The following is an 18,886-nucleotide window of genomic DNA, read 5'->3' as shown; positions in this document are numbered from 1 at the left end:
AGCGCCTCGCGCAACTCCTGCTCGGCGCGCTCCAGTTCACCGTCCTGGGCGTACACGTACCCGCGCATCCAGTGGCAGTTGGCGAGCGCCCTCCGCCGCCTTCGACCTCCGCAGGAGTCGCGCAAACACACCCATGTTCACTCCATGTATTGCTCATGCGGGCGAATCCCGCGTGGCCCGGTGCGCCCGTATGCGCGACCCGGCTCACCGCCTCCGGTAGCGGACGGCAGGTACCTCGCCACGGGCAACGATCCCGGCCCCGGGTCGTCACGTAACTCGTTCGAGGCGCGGTCGGGAGGTTTGCGAGACTGGTGCGGTGAGCAGCGCACCCCCCGCCCCCCGCGTCATCGCCGTCGTCGGACCCACCGCGGCCGGAAAGTCCGATCTGGGCGTCTTCCTGGCCCGGCAGCTCGGCGGCGAGGTCGTCAACGCCGACTCCATGCAGCTCTACCGAGGGATGGACATCGGTACCGCCAAGCTGACGCCCGAGGAGCGCGACGGCGTCCCGCACCACCTGCTGGACATCTGGAACGTCACCGTCACGGCCTCCGTCGCCGAGTACCAGAAGCTGGCCCGCGCCCGCGTCGACGCACTGCTCGCCGAGGGGCGCTGGCCCATCCTGGTCGGCGGCTCCGGCCTGTACATCCGGGGAGCGGTCGACAACCTCGAGTTCCCCGGGACCGACCCCGAGGTCCGCGCCCGCCTGGAGGACGAGCTCGCGCTGCGCGGCTCCGGCGCGCTGCACGCCCGCCTGGCCGCCGCCGATCCCGAGGCCGCGCGGGCGATCCTGCCCAGCAACGGCCGCCGGATCGTCCGGGCCCTGGAGGTGATCGAGATCACCGGCCGGCCCTTCACCGCCAACCTCCCCGGCCACGACTCCGTCTACGACACCCTCCAGATCGGCGTCGACGTGGCCCGCCCCGAGCTCGACGAGCGCATCGCGCGCCGGGTCGACCGCATGTGGGAGGCGGGGCTGGTGGACGAGGTACGCGCACTGGAGACGCGGGGCCTGCGCCAGGGGCGTACCGCGTCGCGCGCGCTCGGCTACCAGCAGGTCCTCGCGGCGCTCGCCGGGCAGTGCACCGAGGAGGAGGCCCGGGCCGAGACCGTACGCGCCACCAAACGCTTCGCGCGCCGCCAGGATTCATGGTTCAGGCGCGATCCGCGGGTGCAGTGGCTGAGTGGGGCGGCGGTGGACCGCAGGGAACTTCCGCGGCTCGCCATGGCATTGGTCGAACGACCGGTCACAGCCTGATCACGTCATGGCATCGGGATGCGCCGCCGGTCATCGCGGCCTCCGGTGCCGTGCCATCATCGAGCTTCGATCGACCAAGTGGAGTCCTAGTTGGGAGGGCGCGTGGCGATGGAGGCCGGCCCTCGCGACACCGCACGAAGCACCGAGTACGTCACCACCGACGGCGGCGAACCGGAACAGGGCGAGGAGCGACTCAGCCCCGACGGACCGGACGAGACGCCGGACGGTGTGACCGCCGACGGCCCCGAGCCCGAGGAGATGTTCGCGGGTGGCCCCGAGGTCGAGGTCGAGCTGCGCCCGCAGCGCCGGCTGCGCCTCTGGCAGCTCGCGCCCATCGTGGGCCTGGCCGCGGTCGGCTCCCTGATGTTCGCCTTCCCGCTGGCCTTCGACTTCGGCGACAGCGGTGCCGTCATCGCCATGTTGGGCCTGCTGATCTGCTCCTGCGCCGCCGGCTGGGGCATGACGGCCGCGCGCCGCGTCGGCCACACCTGGCCGGGCCTGCCGGCACGGGGGTCGGACTGCCGCCCTGACTGGCGGGTCGTGCTCGGATACGTGCTGCTGGTGACCGTGGTGGTGATCCTCGCCGTGTGGCGGGTGGCACGGCTGCGCTGAAGCGCTCCTCCGTCAGGGGGGCGGATCCGGTGCCGGCCCGTGGCCGTGCCGTGTGGGCGCGATCGTCCGCGGACGGCCGCCACCGCCCCTCCCGTCCCCGCGCCGACCCACCGGCCGAGCGCTCCCGTACGATCGAGGAATGAGCACGCGGATCGCCTTCCTCAAGGGTCACGGCACGGAGAACGACTTCGTGATCGTCCCGGACCCCGAGAACGCCGTCGACCTGACCCCGGCCGCCGTGGCCGCCCTGTGCGACCGCCGCGCGGGCATCGGCGGCGACGGAGTGCTGCACGTCGTGCGGTCCGCCGCCCACCCGGAGGCCAGGGACATGGCGGGCGAGGCCGAGTGGTTCATGGACTACCGCAACGGCGACGGCTCGATCGCGGAGATGTGCGGCAACGGAGTGCGGGTGTTCGCGCGCTACCTCCAGCACGCCGGGCACGTGGGCGAAGGGGACACCGCGATCGCCACGCGCGGGGGCGTCAAGGCCGTCCACATCGCCAAGGACGGCGACATCACCGTCGGCATGGGCAGCGCGCGCCTCCCCGAAGGGGACGTCACCGTCAGCGTCGGTGAGCGCAGCTGGCCCGCGCGCAACGTGAACATGGGCAACCCGCACGCGGTCGCCTTCGTCGACGACCTCGCGCACGCCGGCGACCTGCTCGCACCGCCGCCCTTCAGCCCGGCGGCCGCCTACCCGGACGGGGTGAACGTCGAGTTCGTCGTCGACCGCGGTCCCCGTCACGTCGCGATGCGCGTGCACGAGCGTGGTTCCGGCGAGACCCGTTCCTGCGGCACCGGCGCGTGCGCCGTCGCCGTGGCGGCCGCGCGCCGGGACGGCGCCGACCCGGCCGTCACCGGCACCGGGGCAACCTACACGGTCGACGTACCCGGCGGGCGACTGGTGATCACCGAGCGGCCGGACGGCGAGATCGAGATGACCGGACCCGCCGTGATCGTCGCCGAGGGCGAGATCGACGCCGAGTGGCTGGAAAACGCGGTCCGTTGACCACGGGAACCGTGGTCACGAGCGGCCCCGGCCGCCGATTCGCGCCTTCCGGCCGCCGATTCGCCGCGGAACGACGACAGGTCGGCGACCGCGTGACGCAAAACCGTAAACCTCTCAGCCGTCGCTCGAATGGGTGATCCGTTTCACGCTCGGCGAGAGGCGGTCGGTCGGGCCCGGTGGGCTCGGTAGCATCAAGCACCGGCACGGACGGGGGAACGTCGCCATCCCTGAGCCGTATATGCCCTGGGGGCCCGTCCGCCGGTCCACGAGCCGGAGGTGCCCATGAGTGCGGAGGCCACGAACCCCGCGACCCCTGGTCCTGTAGCCCCTACAGTGCCCCGCAGGAAGGCCCGCCCCCGGATCGACCTGCGCCGACTGGGCCGGGCCGCGCTGCTCGGCCCCGGCGGCCGCGACAAGCTCCCCGACGCCATCGGCCACGTCGTCGAGGCCCACCGCGCCCACTACCCCGACGCCGACCTCGAACCCCTGCGCCGCGCCTACGTCCTGGCCGAGTCCTCGCACCGCGGCCAGATGCGCAAGAGCGGCGAGCCGTACATCACGCACCCGCTCGCCGTGACGCTGATCCTCGCCGAACTCGGCGCCGAGACCACGACCCTGACGGCCTCTTTGCTCCACGACACCGTCGAGGACACCGATGTGACCCTCGATCAGGTGCGGGAGCAGTTCGGCGAGGAGGTCCGTTACCTCGTCGACGGGGTCACGAAGCTCGAAAAGGTCGAGTACGGGGCCGCCGCCGAATCCGAGACCTTCCGCAAGATGCTGGTCGCGACCGGCAACGACGTCCGCGTGATGTCCATCAAACTCGCCGACCGGCTCCACAACATGCGCACCCTGGGCGTGATGCGCCCCGAGAAGCAGGCGCGCATCGCCAAGGTGACCAGGGACGTCCTGATCCCGCTCGCCGAGCGTCTCGGAGTCCAGGCGCTCAAGACCGAGATGGAGGACCTCGTCTTCGCGATCCTCCACCCCGAGGAGCACGCGCACACACGCGAGTTGATCGCCGAGAACGCGAGCCGTCCCGACGATCCCCTCGCGGAGGTCGCCGACGAGGCCCGCGCGGTCCTGCGCGAAGCCGGCATCCAGGCCGAAGTCCTCATCCGCCCCCGGCACTTCGTCTCCGTCCACCGTGTCGGCCGCAAACGCGGGCAACTGCGCGGCGCCGACTTCGGTCGGCTGCTGGTGCTGGTCAACGAGGACGCGGACTGCTACGGCGTGCTGGGCGAACTGCACACCTGCATGACCCCCGTCGTCTCGGAGTTCAAGGACTTCATCGCCGTACCGAAGTTCAACCTGTACCAGTCGCTGCACACCGCCGTCGCGCGCGCGGACGGGCAGGTCGTCGAAGTCCTCATCCGCACCCATCAGATGCACAAGGTCGCCGAGGCCGGTGTCATCGCGCTCGGCAATCCGTACGCGCCCCCTCCGGAGGAGCAGGCCGCGGCCGACGAGCGTGTCGACCCCACCCGCCCCGGCTGGCTCTCCCGCCTCCTCGACTGGCAGCAGGCGGCACCCGACCCCGACACCTTCTGGTCCACCCTGCGCGAGGACCTCGCCCAGGACCGTGAGATCACCGTCTTCCGGCCCGACGGCGGCACCCTGGGCCTGCCCGAGGGCGCCACCTGCGTGGACGCCGCGTACGCGCAGTACGGCGAGGACGCGCACGCCTGCATCGGCGCACGCGTCAACGGCCGGCTGGCCACCCTGAGCACCGTGCTGAGGGACGGTGACACCGTTCAGCTCCTCATGGGCCAGGACCCCGCCTCCGAGCCCTCCCGGGAATGGCTGGACCACGCCCACACCCCGGCCGCCCGCATCGCCATCCAGCGGTGGCTGGCGGCCCACCCGGAGGCCGGCGACGCGGCGGCACGGGAAGCGGACGAGGACCGCTGGAGCGGCGCGGAGTCCCCCGGCGGGGCGGACGGCGCCACGGGCCGGCCCTTCGAGACCACGGCCGAACGGGATTCCCGCCCCGGCACCGGCTCCGTCACCGACGCCCCCTCCGCCCGCCCCGCGGCGACCAGTGCCGTCGTCGACCGGCCCGGGGCGACCGTGCGGCTCGCCGGGTGCTGTACGCCCGTACCGCCCGACGAGGTCACCGGGTTCGCCGTACGCGGCGGGGTGGTGACCGTGCACCGCGTGGGATGCGCCGGAGCGTCGCGCATGATGAGCGCCGGGCGTGCGGAGGTCGCAGTGCGCTGGGGTGACACCGCCGAGTGCCGGGTCACCCTGGTCGCCGAATCGTTCGGCCGCCCCCACCTGCTCGCCGACCTCACCGAGGCGATCGCCCTCGAAGGCGCCGAGATCGTCTCCGCCACCGTCGCCCCGCCGAGCCAGCAGCGCGTCCGCCACACCTACACCCTCCAGCTCCCCGACGCGGCCCGCCTCCCGGCCCTCATGCGCGCCATGCGGAACGTGCCGGGCGTGTACGACGTCGGCCGGGCCCAGCACCAGGGACCCGGGTCCTGAGGCACGCGCCCCGGCAATCCGGCGGCACCCGTTCGGGTGGGCCGGTCGCGCGCCGTCGCGGCAGGGCGGGCGCGCGCTGGTAGCCGTGGTCCATGCTGCTCACGCCCCGCCTGCCGGACCGGCGCCCCGGTGTCCCCGGTGCCCGCCCCACCACCGTCCGCCGCCGGAGGAGGGCCGCCGTCCTCCTGGCCTCCGCCGTCTCGGCCTGTCTGCTCGCCGCGAGCGCCCCCGCCGTCCCGCTGGGCGTCGGCGACCGGCTCTACCCGTACCTGGGCAACCCCGGGTACGACGTGGCGTCGTACGACCTCGCCTTCGCCTACCCCGGACGCAACGACAAGCCCCTCCGGGCCGTCACCACGATCCGCGCCCGCACGACCGCCCCGCTGGAGCGGCTCAACCTCGACTTCGCGCACGGCACCGTCGAGTCCGTCCAGGTGGACGGCAGGCCCGCCGCCTTCACCGGCGCCGGCGACGACCTTGTGATCACGCCCGAGACACCGCTGGCCGAGGGCGACTGGACGCGGATCACCGTGCGGCACACCAGCGACCCCAGAGAGGACGAAGGCCGGGACGGCGGCTGGGTGCGGACCGCCGACGGGCTGGTCATGGCCAACCAGGCCGACGCCGCGCACCTGGTGTTCCCGTGCAACGACCACCCCTCCGACAAGGCGATGTTCACCATCCGGATCACCGCCCCCAACGGCTACACCGCCGTCGCGGGCGGCATGCCGGCCGGCGTGACCAGGGCCGGCGGCTCCACCACCTGGACGTACCGGACCCGGCACCCCATGGCCACCGAACTCGCCCAGGTGTCCATCGGCCGTTCCGCGGTGCTGCACCGCACCGGACCGCACGCACTGCCGGTGCGCGACGTGGTCCCCGCCGCCGACCGCAAGGCACTCGAACCCTGGCTCGCGAAGACCCCGGACCAGATCGCCTGGCTGGAGAGCAAGATCGGCGCCTACCCCTTCGAGACCTACGGCGTGCTCGTGGCCGAGGCCGCCACCGGCTTCGAACTGGAGACGCAGACCCTCTCCCTCTTCGAGGAGGACCTGTTCACCGATCGCGTCTACCCCAGGTGGTACGTCGAGTCGATCATGGTGCACGAGCTGTCCCACCAGTGGTTCGGCGACAGTGTGAGCCCGCGCACCTGGTCCGACGTGTGGCTCAACGAGGGGCACGCCACCTGGTACGAGGCCCTGTACGCGCAGGAGAAGGCGCACAAGTCCCTGGCCGACCGCATGAAGGAGGCGTACCGCTCCTCCGACCGCTGGCGCGCCTCCGGTGGCCCGCCCGCACGGCCCGAGCCGCCCGAGCCCGGGCAGAAGATCGGCATCTTCCGGCCCAACGTGTACGACGGAGCCGCGCTGGTGCTCTACGCCCTGCGCCAGGAGATCGGCCGCCCCGCCTTCGAAGCCCTGGAGCGGGCCTGGGTACGTCAGCACCACGACGGCACGGCGACCACAGCCGACTTCACCCGCCTCGCCGCGGACATCGCCGGCCGCGACCTGACCGGCTTCTTCCAGGCCTGGCTGTACGGAGAGAAGACCCCGCCCATGCCCGGTCACCCCGACTGGAAGGCGGCGGCGCAGCGGGTGGCGAAGAAATAGCGGACTCGTGGGGCCGGGGGAGGGGCGGTGACGGGCGCGGTGCCGCGCCGCCCGTCCGTGCCGTGCGGTGGCGCCGTGCCGCTCCGGGGCGGGTGCGGGCCGGGAGCGTGCCGACGGGCGGCCGGGCAGGGCCGTTCCGGGGCCGGCCCCCGCCCGGCAGCGCGCGATAAGGCGGTGACGAGACGGGTCGTGCCGTGCGACCATCTTCGGGTCGGCGCGGCACGGAGACGGGAATCTCTCCGGGCACCCGTGCGTTGTGCACAGTGACGGACGGATCCCATCAGGACCGCCCATCGGATCTCCTCATCGACGTAAGGATCAAATGACCTCCTCTTCTTCCCCTTCCCAGGACACCAAGCGCTTCGCGCACGCCTACCCCGAAGGTCTTCGGGCCGATGCCCTGATGGAAGAGGACGTCGCCTGGAGCCACGAGATCGACGGAGAGCGGGACGGCGACCAGTTCGACCGCTCCGAGCGCGCGGCTCTGCGCCGCGTCGTGGGCCTCTCCACCGAGCTCGAGGACGTCACCGAGGTCGAGTACCGCCAGCTCCGCCTGGAGCGCGTCGTCCTCGTCGGGGTGTGGACCACCGGAACGGCCCAGGACGCCGACAACTCCCTCGCGGAGCTCGCCGCCCTCGCGGAGACCGCCGGCGCGCTCGTGCTCGACGGCGTCATCCAGCGCCGCGACAAGCCCGACCCGGCCACCTACATCGGCTCCGGCAAGGCCGCCGAGCTGCGGGACATCGTCCTCGAAACCGGCGCGGACACCGTCATCTGCGACGGTGAGCTGAGCCCGGGCCAGCTGATCCAGCTGGAGGACGTCGTCAAGGTCAAGGTCATCGACCGTACGGCCCTGATCCTGGACATCTTCGCCCAGCACGCCAAGTCCCGAGAGGGGAAGGCGCAGGTCGCGCTCGCGCAGATGCAGTACATGCTGCCGCGGCTGCGCGGCTGGGGTCAGTCGCTGTCCCGGCAGATGGGTGGCGGTCGCGGTGGCCTCGCCACGCGCGGTCCCGGTGAGACCAAGATCGAGACGGACCGGCGCCGGATCCGCGAGAAGATGGCGAAGATGCGCCGGGAGATCGCGGACATGAAGACCGGCCGCGAGGTCAAGCGCCAGGAACGCCGGCGCAACAAGGTGCCGTCCGTCGCCATCGCGGGCTACACCAACGCCGGCAAGTCCTCGCTGCTCAACCGCCTCACGGGCGCGGGCGTGCTGGTCGAGAACGCCCTGTTCGCGACCCTCGACCCGACCGTGCGCCGGGCCGAGACCCCGAGCGGCCGGGTGTACACCCTGGCCGACACGGTCGGTTTTGTCCGGCATCTGCCGCACCACCTGGTCGAGGCGTTCCGCTCCACCATGGAGGAGGTCGGCGACTCCGACCTGATCCTGCACGTCGTGGACGGTTCGCACCCGAACCCGGAGGAGCAGCTGGCCGCCGTGCGCGAGGTGATCCGGGACGTCGGCGCCACCGACGTGCCCGAGATCGTCGTGATCAACAAGGCGGACGCGGCCGATCCGCTGGCGCTCCAGCGGCTCATGCGGATCGAGAAGCGCTCCATCGCCGTCTCGGCCCGCACCGGCCGGGGCATCCCCGAGCTGCTGGCGCTCATCGACAACGAGCTGCCCAGGCCGTCCGTCGAGATCGAGGCGCTGGTGCCGTACACGCACGGCAAGCTGGTCGCCCGTGCCCACACCGAGGGCGAGGTGATCTCCGAGGAGCACACCGCGGAGGGCACCCTGCTCAAGGTGCGGGTGCACGAGGAGCTGGCGGCGGATCTCGCGCCGTACGCGCCCGCTCCCGCGCTCTGACGCACAGCCGCTCCGGCGCACAACGCTGAAGGCCCGCCCCCGCTCGTCGCGGGGGCGGGCCTTCGCACACCGGCGTCAGGCCGGCTCACCGGGCCCTACTGTCCGGCGAACTGCTTGCTGACCTTGCTGTACACGCCCTTGGCCACGTCACCCAGCCGCGGACCCGCCAGCCAGCCCGCGGACACCGGACCGATGGAGGTGTTGGAGACCAGCGCCGGCTTGCCGTCCGAGCCCGTCTCCACCCAGCCGCCGCCGGACGAACCGCCCGTCATCGTGCAGCCGATCCGGTACATCGTCGGGTCCGACTTCTGGATCGACAACCGCCCCGGCCTGTCCTGGCACTGGTACGCCAGCCGGCCGTCGTACGGCGCCGCCGCCGGGTAGCCGGTCGCCGTGATGCTCTGCACCTTCGGCACCGCCGGCGCGTCGAAGTTCACCGGGAGCGCCGAACCGACCGTCTCCTCCAGCGATTTGCCGCCATTGCCCTGTTCCGGCGTGACGTGGATGACGGCGAAGTCGTACGATGCGCCGTTCCCGCCGGTCTCACCGCCCTGCGCGATCCACTGCTGGGAGGTCTGCGCCGCATCGGCCCACCAGACCCCGTACGGGGCGACCTGTTCCCTGGTGGCGCTCTCCAACTGCTGCGCTGACATGCCGGTGTTGTTGTACGACGGCACGAAGGCGATGTTGCGGTACCAGCCGCCCTTCTTGCCGGCGTGCACGCAGTGGCCCGCCGTCCAGATGAGGTTCGACTTGCCCGGGTGCGCCGGGTCCTCCACGACCGTGGCCGAGCACACCATCGTGCCCTCGGGGGAGTCGAAGAAGACCTTGCCGGCCGTGGCCGCGTTGACGTGGTACGGAGCTTGCACCGCCTGGGCCTTGACCGGAGCCGGCGGCGGGTCCGTCACCCCCTGGTCACCGGAGATGTCGTTGTCGTCGACACCCTTGTCCGGATCGTCGGCGTCCCGCATGCGGTCCGGGTCCCACAGGCCCTTGATGATCGGGTTGACGAAGTCGTTGGCCTCGCGCAGCCAGTCGTCCCTGTCCCAGTTCTTCCAGGCGCCGTTCTTCCACTTGTCGATGTCGATCCCGTGCTCTTTGAGCTTGTTCCTGATGTCGTCCGGGATCTTGATCTTTCCGTCGCCGCCGGTCGCGGCGGTGGTCGGCCTGCTGTCGGCGTTGTCGTCACCGCCGCCGTCGCAGGCGGTCGCGGTCAGCGCCAGCGCCGAGGCGAGGGCGACCGCCGCCAGCACGGGGGAGGTTCTGCGCGGCCCGCCCCTCCCCCGGCGGACGGTGGACGACGGCCGTATGGATCGCATGGTCTTGACTCCCCCTGCTGTAAAGGAACTCGGCGCTGTGCCCGCGTCATCCGGCGGAACTCATGGGGAGTTCACGCCCGTGTCACGGACGTCTGGGAACGGCATCACACACTATGCGCTCGCTGTGGGGGACTTCCGACGGAACGGCAACGGTTCCGTCACGGTAAGGATCTTGAAGCAACCCGTAACCGGCGGGCCGGTCGGAGGTTGGTAGCGGTGGGGGGCCTGCTGCCTGTGCCCGGTCCCCCTGAGGGAGCAAGCCGCCTCTGGACAGCGGGAGGACAAGGCCGTGGCCGTGACGGAGTCGGTGTCCGGGGGAGCGCGCGAAGCACACGAGGGGATCCTGCGGCGTCAGTCGGCGCGCGAGTCCGCGGCGCGCACCTACGCACGCGCCCTCCCGATCGTGCCGGTCCGGGCGCGTGGCCTGACCATCGAGGGCGCCGACGGCCGCCGCTACCTCGACTGCCTCTCCGGCGCCGGTACCCTCGCCCTCGGCCACAACCACCCGGCCGTCCTGGAGGCGATCCGCAAGGTCCTCGACTCGGGCGCCCCCCTGTCCGTCCTCGACCTGGCGACCCCTGTCAAGGACGCCTTCATCACCGAGCTGTTCCGCACCCTGCCTCCCGGGCTGGCCGACCGGGCTCGCGTGCAGTTCTGCGGGCCTGCCGGTACCGACGCCGTGGAGGCCGCGTTCAAGCTGGTGCGCGCCGCGACCGGCCGCTCCGGCATCCTGGCCTTCACCGGCGCCTACCACGGCATGACCAGCGGCGCCCTGGCCGCGTCCGGCGGCGCCTGCGACGTACGGGTCGCCCGCCTGCCCTATCCGCAGGACTACCGCTGCCCGTTCGGCGTCGGCGGCCGGCACGGCGCCGAACTCGCGGCGCGCTGGACCGAGTCCGTCCTCGACGACCCCAAGTCGGGTGTGCCACTGCCCGCAGGGATGATCCTCGAACCCGTCCAGGGCGAAGGCGGAGTGATTCCCGCCCCGGACGACTGGATGCGCCGCATGCGGCAGATCACGGCCACCCGGTCCGTCCCGCTGATCGCCGACGAGGTCCAGACGGGAGTCGGCCGGACCGGCGCCTTCTGGGCCGTGGAACACAGCGGCGTCACGCCCGACGTGATGGTCCTGTCGAAGGCCATCGGCGGCAGCCTCCCTCTCGCCGTCGTCGTCTACCGCGACGACCTCGACGTGTGGGAGCCGGGCGCCCACGCGGGCACTTTCCGCGGCAACCAGCTCGCCATGGCCGCGGGCACGGCCACCCTCGCCCACGTCCGGGAGAACCGCCTCGCCGAACGCGCCGCCCTGCTCGGCTCGCGCATGCTGTCCCAACTGGACGCACTCCGGGGCGAATTCCCGTGCGTCGGCGACGTGCGGGGCCGTGGCCTGATGATCGGCGTCGAGGTGGTGGATCCGGAACGGGGCGGGGAAGCCGACGCGGACGGGCCGGGCGAGACCCTTGCGGTGCCGGGACCGGCCGCCCGTCCGGAAGGCGGTCCGGCGACGCCGCCGCCCGGACCCCGAAGTCCCCGCATCCCGCGGCCCGCCGTTCCCCAACTGGCCGCTGCCGTCCAGCGGGAGTGTCTGCGCCGCGGTCTGATCGTCGAACTCGGCGGCCGCCACGCCAGCGTCGTACGGCTCCTTCCGCCCCTGACGATCAGCGACGACCAGGCCGCCGCCGTACTCGACCGCCTCGCCGACGCGGTCGCGGCCGTGTCCCGCGGTGGCTCCCCGGCCGACATGGCCGGGACGCCCTGGATCTGAGGCATGCCCCCTTCGCCCACCGCGCCGCCCCCCGCACCAGCACCGGAGGACCAGACTTGAACGACATTCCGGCACCGGACCGCCGTGCCCACGTCCCACACCTCCGTGCCCACCGCATCCCTTCCCCTCCCGTACCTGATCCCGAGGCGGCGCCCCCGCACACACCGCGCCGGCCGGAAGCCGATCCCGCGCGCGAAGCCGGCACCGATCTCCTGGACCACTTCGACCCGCACACCGCCGCGCAGGCCGCCGCCATGGAGAACCTCCTTCGCTGCTGGGTCCGTGAGACAGGCCTCGCCGCACCGGACACCGGCGCCCTGCGCATCCCGTTCCCCGCCAGCGCCACAGCTGTGATCACACCGGTCCACCACTGGTCCCCGACCGGCTGGCACCGCTTCGGACTGCCCCGGTTCGCCGGCGCCCCCCGGAGCGCCCCACCGCTCGACGCGGTGACACTGGCGGCCCTGATCAGCCGGGAGGCACACGGAAGGACCGAGGGCACCGACGCGGGCCCGGACGCCGCAGCCGCCGGCAGCGGTGACCTCGTCGCGCGCGTGGGCGACTCCCTCCGCCGCTCCGTCACCTTTATCGAGGACCGGCGCGCACACCCCGCCGACGGCCCCGACCGCTTCCTCGCCGCCGAGCAGGCACTGCTGCTCGGACACCCCTTCCACCCGGCCCCGAAGAGCCGCGAGGGCCTGACCGACTCCGAATCCCTCCGCTGCTCACCCGAACTGCGCGGGTCCTTCCCGCTCCACTGGGTCGCCGTGGCCCCCTCGCTGCTCGCCGCCGACTCGGCCTGGACCGAGAGCGGCCGGCCTGTGCCGGCCCACCGGCTCACGGCCCGGCTCGCCGGCCCGGGACTGCCCCTGCCCGACGGATACGCCGCCCTGCCGCTGCACCCCTGGCAGTGGCGCGAGGTCCGGCACCGCGAGACGACCGCGGCCCTCCTTGACGCCGGGCTGCTCAGGTCACTCGGCTCCCACGGCTCCCCGTGGCACCCCACCTCCTCCGTGCGGACGGTCCACCGGTCCGGCGCCGCCGCCATGCTCAAGCTGTCCCTCGGCCTGCGGATCACCAACTCCCGGCGCGAGAACCTCCGCAAGGAACTCCACCGCGGCGTGGAGGTGCACCGCCTGCTGCGCGGCGGCCTGTCCCGGCAGTGGCAGGCCGCGCACCCGGACTTCGACATCGTCCGGGACCCGGCATGGCTGGCCGTCGACGACCCGCACGGCCGGCCGGTCCCCGGGCTCGACGTGATGATCCGGCACAACCCGTTCACCCCGTCCGACGACGTCTCCTGCGTCGCCGGCCTCGTGTCACCCCGGCCCGGCGTCCACCCGGCTACCGGCGACGCACGTGCCCGTACCGGGACGCGGCCCCTCCGATCCCGGCTGGCCGTTGTCGTCACCCGGCTCGCCGAGCGCACCGGCCGGTCCCGTGGCGCCGTCGCCGCGGAGTGGTTCCTGCGCTACCTGGAGCAGGTCGTGCGGCCCGTCCTGTGGCTGGACGGCGAAGCGGGCATCGCCCTCGAGGCCCACCAGCAGAACACCTTGCTTCTCCTGGACGGCGACGGCTGGCCGGCCGGCGGCCGCTACCGCGACAACCAGGGCTACTACTTCCGCGAGTCCCGGCGCGCCGAACTCGACGCGCGCCTGCCCGGGATCGGCGCGCACAGCGACACCTTCGTCTCCGACGAGGTCACGAACGAACGCTTCGCGTACTACCTCGCCATCAACAACGTGCTCGGCCTCATCGGTGCGTTCGGGTCCCAGCAGCTGTCGGACGAACAGCTGTTGCTCGCCGCCTTCCGCCGGTTCCTCGGCGACGTCGCATCGGGCCCGGCAGCGCTGCGCACGGCCCTGCCCGCCCTCCTGCTCGATTCGCCCGTGCTGCGCTGCAAGGCCAACCTGCTGACCCGGTTGCACGGCCTCGACGAGCTGGTCGGCCCGGTCGACACCCAGTCCGTCTACGTCACCATCGCCAACCCCCTTCACTCCTGAACCGACCGCACGACCGCACGACCGCACCGACTTCCTTCACTTCCAGGGAACATGACCCACCCGTCTCCTGAGAGGAGCGCGCCGTGCCTCCCACCGACGCGAGCACCGACACCGGTCCCGTCCGCCCGGACTGCCCGGATCCGGGCGAAGACGGCGAGGACACCCTGGAACTGCGGCTGTCCGGCGAACTCGTCGCTCTGTTCACCACGCAGACGACGGACACCGCCCCCCGCGGCAGGTGCGCGCCTGCCGACGGGCACGCGCGCGACGGCACAGGGGAGACCGGCGCGCCGAACCCGTTCGCCGACGACCTGCTCGACGGAGTCGGCGGCTGGGGCCCGACCGCCACGCCCGTGGGCACGTTCCGGCTGACACGGGTCCGGGCCGAGCGTGACCTGCCGCTCATCAGCCGCTGGATGAACGACCCCGCCGTCTCCGCGTTCTGGGAACTGGCCGGTTCCCCGGCGCGGACCGAGGAGCACCTGCGCGCCCAACTCGACGGTGACGGACGCAGCGTCCCGTGTGTCGGCATGCTGGACGGCACCCCGATGAGCTACTGGGAGGTGTACCGGGCCGACCTGGACCCGCTGGCCCGCCACTACCCGGCCCGCCCGCACGACACCGGGATCCACCTCCTCATCGGCGCGGTCGCCGACCGTGGGCGAGGCTTCGGCTCGGCCCTGCTCAGATCGGTCGCCGACCTGGTCCTGGACCACCGCCCGGCCTGCGCGCGCGTCGTCGCGGAACCCGACCTTCGCAACACCCCCTCCGTGGCCGCCTTCCTGAGCGCCGGTTTCCGGTTCGGTGCCGAGGTCGACTTGCCTGCCAAGCGGGCCGCCCTCATGCTGCGGGACCGGACCCTGCGCCATCTGATGTAGCACTGCGTAATGACGTCGTCACAGATGGAACGAAGCCCGAGCCGACCGGGTTCCCAGCCCGCCGGACGAATTGGAAATTTCTTGATCCCGTTCCGCGCCTCCGCGTTCCCACCCCCGGTTCCGGACTTGATCACCCGTTTGTCAGTGCCGGGCCGTAGGGTTGACGCGCTATGACGAAGCCCTCTCTCCCCGAACTCCTGCACGCGGCTGTCGCAGCCGTCGGCGGCACGGAGCGCCCCGGCCAGGTCACCATGGCCGAAGCGGTCGCCGAGGCGATCGACGACGGATCCCACCTGCTGGTCCAGGCCGGCACCGGCACCGGAAAGTCGCTGGGTTACCTCGTGCCGGCGCTCGCGCACGGAGAGCGCGTCGTCGTGGCGACCGCCACTCTGGCCCTGCAGCGCCAGCTCGTGGAACGCGACCTGCCGCGCACGGTGGACGCGCTGCACCCGCTGCTGCGCCGCCGCCCGGAGTTCGCCATGCTCAAGGGCCGGTCGAACTACCTGTGCCTGCACCGTCTGCACGAGGGCGTGCCGCAGGACGAGGAGGAGGGTCTGTTCGACCAGTTCGAGGCGGCGGCTCCGACCAGCAAGCTGGGCCAGGACCTGCTGCGGCTGCGTGACTGGTCGGACGAGACCGAGACGGGCGACCGGGACGACCTCACACCCGGCGTCTCCGACCGGGCCTGGTCCCAGGTGTCGGTGTCCTCCCGGGAGTGCCTGGGTGCCTCGAAATGCGCGTACGGAGCCGAGTGCTTCGCCGAGATGGCCCGCGAACGGGCCAAGCTCGCAGAGGTCGTCGTCACCAACCACGCTCTGCTGGCCATCGACGCGATCGAGGGCGCGCCGGTGCTTCCGCAGCACGAGGTGCTGGTCGTGGACGAGGCGCACGAGCTCGTCTCGCGCGTCACCGGTGTCGCCACCGGCGAGCTCACGCCCGGCCAGGTCAACCGCGCGGTGCGCCGTGCCGCCAAGCTGGTCAACGAGAAGGCCGCCGACCAGTTGCAGACCGCTGCCGAGGGCTTCGAGCGGCTGATGGAGCTCGCTCTGCCGGGCCGCCTGGAGGAGATCCCCGAAGACCTCGCCTACGCCCTGATGGCACTGCGGGACGCTGCGCGCACGGTCATCTCGGGGATCGGCGCGACCCGCGACAAGTCGGTCCAGGACGAGGACGCGGTCCGCAAGCAGGCCCTCGCCTCCGTGGAGGCGGTGCACGACGTGGCGGAGCGCGTCGTGAACGGCTCCGAGTGGGACGTGGTCTGGTACGAGCGGCACGACCGTTTCGGCGCCTCCCTGCGTGTGGCCCCCATGTCCGTCTCCGGCCTCCTGAGGGAGAAGCTCTTCGCGGACCGTTCCGTCGTCCTCACCTCCGCGACGTTCAAGCTCGGCGGCGACTTCAACGGCGTCGGTGCCTCCCTCGGGCTCGCCCCCGAGGGCACGGAAGGGGACGACGTCCCCCAGTGGAAGGGAGTCGATGTCGGCTCGCCCTTCGACTACCGCAAGCAGGGCATCCTGTACGTCGCCAAGCACCTGGCCCGTCCCGCGCGCGACGGCGACCGCGCCGACATGCTCGACGAACTGACCGAGCTCATCCAGGCCGCCGGTGGTCGCACGCTCGGACTCTTCTCCTCGATGCGGGCCGCCCAGCTCGCCGCGGAGGAGCTCCGGTCCCGCATTCCGGAGTACCCGATACTGCTCCAGGGCGAGGAGACCCTGGGTGAACTGATCAAGAACTTCGCGGCGGACCCGATGACCTGCCTGTTCGGCACGCTGTCGCTGTGGCAGGGTGTGGATGTCCCCGGCCCCAGCTGCCAACTGGTCGTCATGGACAAGATCCCCTTCCCGCGCCCCGACGACCCGTTGATGAGCGCCCGCCAGAAGGCGGTGGAGGACGCCGGCGGCAACGGTTTCATGGCGGTCGCCGCCACCCACGCCGCGCTCCTCATGGCCCAGGGCGCCGGCCGCCTCGTGCGGGCGTCGGGGGATCGGGGTGTGGTGGCCGTACTGGACCAGCGGCTGGCCACCGCGCGGTACGGCGGCTACCTCAAGGCGTCCCTGCCCGACTTCTGGTACACCACGGACCGCAATCAGGTCCGCAAGTCACTGGCCGCCATCGACGCGGCGGCGAAGCAGACGGAACCGAACTGATCAGCGGTGGCCCGTCCCCTTGCGGGACGGGCCACCCTGACGTCTGCACCGCGCAGGCCCTCGGCCGCGCAGTACAGGGCCCCGGAACCGGCGCAGGGGTTCCGGGGCCCGGTCAGTGGACGAGCCGCTTCCGGCCGTCCGCCGCGGTCGTCACACGCGCCGCAGCACCGCGACGACCTTGCCCAGAATGGTCGCGTCGTCGCCGGGGATCGGCTCGTAGGCCGAGTTGTGGGGGAGAAGCCACACATGGCCGTCCTCGCGCTTGAAGCGCTTGACGGTGGCCTCGCCGTCGAGCATGGCCGCCACGATGTCGCCGTTCTCGGCGACGGGCTGGCGGCGGACGGTGACCCAGTCGCCGTCGCAGATCGCGGCCTCGATCATGGAGTCGCCGACGACCTTGAGGACGAAGAGCTCGCCGTCGCCGACCAGCTGCCGGGGGAGCGGGAAGACGTCCTCGACGGACTCCTCGGCGAGGATCGGGCCGCCGGCGGCGATACGGCCGACCAGCGGGACGTACGACGCGGCCGGCTTGCCCGCGGTGTCGGTGGGCTGCACCGTCATCGCCTGGTCGGAACCGCGCACCTCGTACGCGCGCGGGCGGTGCGGGTCACGGCGCAGGAAGCCCTTGCGCTCCAGCGCCATCAACTGGTGCGCGACCGAGGATGTGCTGGAGAGACCGACGGCCTGGCCGATCTCGCGCATGGACGGCGGGTAGCCCCGCCGCTGTACCGAGTCCCTGATGACCTCGATCACCCGGCGTTGCCGGTCGGTGAGTCCGGAGCTGTCCGCCCGGATGCCTGGAGGTCGGCCCGGCAGGGAGCGCTTTTGCCCCTCGGGATTCGTGGCTTCGTTCATCGCGTGCACCGTCTCGAGTCGGCCCTGGGAGCGGTCCTGGGCGGTGATGGTGGCACTGTCTGCGGTGGTGGTCACGTCGGCCCCTCTCGATGGTCTCCCTGCTGGACAACGGTAGTTGCTTTCGAAAGGTTGCGCCAAACACACGTTCGAGTGAAAAAACGAGATTCACCTGACGCGATCACGTGTGTGGGTGTATGGCCTACGCGGCACCTGGCGGACAAAAGGGCTCATTGTTGTACTCTTCACCGCCGGGGTGGCGGCCTCGTGGGTCGCGCCCCCAGTCTGCCATCCGGAAGCCCGTCAACCCGGTACCGAACGCCTTCTGTGCCGGAGTCCTACGCGTCCTCCGTGCGGCGCCCACGGTATCTCCGTATCGGCCCCCGCGACACGTCTGCGACACGCGCGCGTGTTGGTGCAGGAGCCAAGCCCTACATGTAGTGGTTGGATGGCTACTGCCACCCATAAGTTGTGGTCCCCGGTGTCAGTGGTGCTTCTGGGATCCCCTATGCTGGTGGCTGCTTCGAGGGGCCCAGGAGTCCTTTCGGGGCTGTTGAGTCTGCTGTGAGGAGGGTTGGAGATCATGCACTGCCCCTTCTGCAGGCACCCCGACAGCCGCGTGGTCGACAGTCGTACGACCGACGACGGCACGTCGATCCGCAGGCGCCGCCAGTGCCCCGACTGCTCCCGTCGTTTCACGACCGTGGAGACGTGCTCGCTCATGGTGGTCAAGCGGTCCGGAGTCACTGAGCCCTTCAGCCGTACCAAGGTCATCAACGGCGTGCGCAAGGCGTGCCAGGGGCGGCCTGTCACCGAGGACGCTCTCGCCCAGCTCGGCCAGCGGGTCGAGGAGGCGGTGCGGGCCACGGGAAGCGCCGAGCTGACCACCCACGACGTCGGGCTGGCCATACTCGGCCCGTTGCAGGAGCTCGACCTCGTCGCTTATCTGCGGTTCGCCTCCGTCTACCGGGCATTCGATTCGCTCGAGGACTTCGAGGCCGCCATCGCGGAACTCAGGGAGGCGACGCGGGGCCCCGCCGCGGCCGACGGGGACGCGGGAGCGGGGAGCGGGGAAGACCGCGGGCGCGGAGGGACTTCCCAGGTTCCCGTGCCCGCCCACGCCGCCGACTGACCGG

General features: G+C 72.0%; 13 protein-coding genes. 11 read left to right on the top strand and 2 right to left on the bottom strand.

Annotation, left to right across the window (positions count from 1 at the left end; all coding sequences use genetic code 11):
* The first annotated feature begins 316 nt into the window (after window positions 1–316).
* From miaA to hflX, 6 genes are all read left to right on the top strand, one after another.
* Window positions 317–1,255 carry a tRNA (adenosine(37)-N6)-dimethylallyltransferase MiaA gene (gene miaA / locus ABZX30_RS28170; protein WP_355938258.1) on the top strand — a complete coding sequence of 313 codons (939 nt, stop codon included), beginning with the start codon at window positions 317–319 and terminating at the stop codon, window positions 1,253–1,255.
* Between the two features lie 108 nt (window positions 1,256–1,363).
* Entirely contained in the window at window positions 1,364–1,867 is a 504-nt protein-coding gene (locus ABZX30_RS28165) for a hypothetical protein (protein ID WP_355938262.1), read from the top strand.
* Between the two features lie 139 nt (window positions 1,868–2,006).
* A complete protein-coding gene (gene dapF / locus ABZX30_RS28160) occupies window positions 2,007–2,876 on the top strand; it encodes a diaminopimelate epimerase (protein WP_355938256.1) in 870 nt (289 codons plus the stop codon).
* A gap of 282 nt (window positions 2,877–3,158) precedes the next feature.
* The gene (locus ABZX30_RS28155) at window positions 3,159–5,363 is read left to right on the top strand and encodes an HD domain-containing protein (RefSeq protein ID WP_355938254.1); all 2,205 of its coding nucleotides are present in this window, start codon (window positions 3,159–3,161) and stop codon (window positions 5,361–5,363) included.
* 92 nt (window positions 5,364–5,455) lie between these two features.
* The gene (locus ABZX30_RS28150; protein ID WP_355938253.1) at window positions 5,456–6,973 is read left to right on the top strand and encodes a M1 family metallopeptidase; all 1,518 of its coding nucleotides are present in this window, start codon (window positions 5,456–5,458) and stop codon (window positions 6,971–6,973) included.
* A 322-nt stretch (window positions 6,974–7,295) separates the two neighbouring features.
* Window positions 7,296–8,786 carry a GTPase HflX gene (hflX, locus tag ABZX30_RS28145; protein ID WP_355938250.1) on the top strand — a complete coding sequence of 497 codons (1,491 nt, stop codon included), beginning with the start codon at window positions 7,296–7,298 and terminating at the stop codon, window positions 8,784–8,786.
* Between the two features lie 95 nt (window positions 8,787–8,881).
* Here the strand turns inward: hflX and ABZX30_RS28140 are convergent, their stop codons facing one another.
* Window positions 8,882–10,105 (bottom strand): hypothetical protein, encoded by a 1,224-nt coding sequence (locus tag ABZX30_RS28140; protein ID WP_355938248.1) that lies wholly within the window; start codon window positions 10,103–10,105, stop codon window positions 8,882–8,884.
* A 289-nt stretch (window positions 10,106–10,394) separates the two neighbouring features.
* On the opposite strand from ABZX30_RS28140, the gene ABZX30_RS28135 reads away from it, so the two are divergent.
* The 4 genes from ABZX30_RS28135 to ABZX30_RS28120 all read left to right on the top strand — a co-directional run bounded on the left by ABZX30_RS28135 (window position 10,395) and on the right by ABZX30_RS28120 (window position 16,898).
* Complete coding sequence (locus ABZX30_RS28135; RefSeq protein ID WP_355938247.1) at window positions 10,395–11,870, top strand: diaminobutyrate--2-oxoglutarate transaminase family protein; 1,476 nt, start codon at window positions 10,395–10,397, stop codon at window positions 11,868–11,870.
* A 212-nt stretch (window positions 11,871–12,082) separates the two neighbouring features.
* On the top strand, window positions 12,083–13,873 hold the full coding sequence (locus ABZX30_RS28130; protein ID WP_355938260.1) for an IucA/IucC family protein: 1,791 nt from the start codon (window positions 12,083–12,085) through the stop codon (window positions 13,871–13,873).
* Window positions 13,874–13,956: 83 nt separating this feature from the next.
* Window positions 13,957–14,751 (top strand): GNAT family N-acetyltransferase, encoded by a 795-nt coding sequence (locus tag ABZX30_RS28125; RefSeq protein WP_355938245.1) that lies wholly within the window; start codon window positions 13,957–13,959, stop codon window positions 14,749–14,751.
* A gap of 170 nt (window positions 14,752–14,921) precedes the next feature.
* On the top strand, window positions 14,922–16,898 hold the full coding sequence (locus ABZX30_RS28120; protein ID WP_355938243.1) for an ATP-dependent DNA helicase: 1,977 nt from the start codon (window positions 14,922–14,924) through the stop codon (window positions 16,896–16,898).
* A gap of 150 nt (window positions 16,899–17,048) precedes the next feature.
* On the opposite strand, the gene lexA is transcribed toward ABZX30_RS28120, so the two are convergent.
* Window positions 17,049–17,828 carry a transcriptional repressor LexA gene (lexA, locus tag ABZX30_RS28115; RefSeq protein ID WP_355938241.1) on the bottom strand — a complete coding sequence of 260 codons (780 nt, stop codon included), beginning with the start codon at window positions 17,826–17,828 and terminating at the stop codon, window positions 17,049–17,051.
* A gap of 505 nt (window positions 17,829–18,333) precedes the next feature.
* Here lexA and nrdR point away from each other — a divergent pair.
* Window positions 18,334–18,882, top strand: coding sequence for a transcriptional regulator NrdR (gene nrdR / locus ABZX30_RS28110; RefSeq protein WP_355938239.1), 549 nt, complete (start codon window positions 18,334–18,336; stop codon window positions 18,880–18,882).
* The last annotated feature ends 4 nt before the right edge of the window (window positions 18,883–18,886 follow it).

This window comes from Streptomyces sp. NPDC004542, from assembly GCF_040610035.1.
Classification (GTDB): domain Bacteria; phylum Actinomycetota; class Actinomycetes; order Streptomycetales; family Streptomycetaceae; genus Streptomyces.
Note: the sequence above shows the minus strand (reverse complement) of the source record. Positions and strands in the feature narration are given on the sequence as shown.